Source organism: Methylobacterium sp. WL103 (assembly GCF_008039885.1).
GTDB classification, from domain to species: Bacteria; Pseudomonadota; Alphaproteobacteria; order Rhizobiales; family Beijerinckiaceae; genus Methylobacterium; species Methylobacterium cerastii.
Genome location: NZ_VRUX01001192.1, coordinates 1 through 620, shown reverse-complemented (window position 1 = coordinate 620; position 620 = coordinate 1). Strand labels below are relative to the sequence as shown.

At 76.8% G+C, this 620-nt stretch carries 1 protein-coding gene and 1 pseudogene; one reads left to right on the top strand and one right to left on the bottom strand.

Annotated elements, in window-relative coordinates; genetic code table 11:
• The coding region (locus FV222_RS28560; protein ID WP_147816481.1) for a GNAT family N-acetyltransferase at positions 1 to 381 on the top strand (381 nt) is incomplete at its 5' end.
• A 27-nt stretch (positions 382 to 408) separates the two neighbouring features.
• Here the strand turns inward: FV222_RS28560 and FV222_RS28555 are convergent.
• Positions 409 to 620 (bottom strand): annotated as a pseudogene (locus FV222_RS28555) (hypothetical protein); the annotation flags it as partial.

The window sequence follows — 620 nt, the reverse complement described above, 5'->3', positions numbered from 1 at the left end:
GCGCAGGGGCCGGTCGGCGCCCGCGCGGACATCCTGGCGCTGGACGGCCGGCCGGTGGCGATCAGCCTCGCGCTCGTCGGCGGCGGCGTCGCGACGCTTCTGAAGACCGCCTACGACGAGGACCAGCGCGCCTGCGCCCCGGGGCTGCTGCTGGAGGCCGAGATCGTGCGCGCCTGCCACCACGACGCCTTCGCCGACAGGCTCGATTCGGCGACGCTCGCGGGCTCGGCCCTCGAAGGCCTCTACCGCGAGCGCGAGACCGTGGCCGAGATCATCGCGATGCCGCCGGGGCGCGACGCGCTCTCGCTGGAGCGCCGGGTCGCCCTCGCCCGCTTCGAGCATCGAGCCCGCGACGAGGCCAGGCGGCGGCTCGGCCGCTGACGCGTTTTATGGAAAATCGCGCCGCCGTCACGCGCGCCGGCGGCGCCAGCCGTCGAAGAAGGCGGGGTCCGTGAGCCCCGCGGCGAGCACGCCGAACAGCCCGAGATGCAGGCCGAGCGCCGCGAGCCCGACCCCGTGCAGCGACCACAGGGCGACGGCCCCGCCCAGCATCGACGGCGGCCCCGCCACGTAGGCGAATCTGCGCCAGCCCGCGGCCGGCCGCCCGAGGCGCCAGAGGC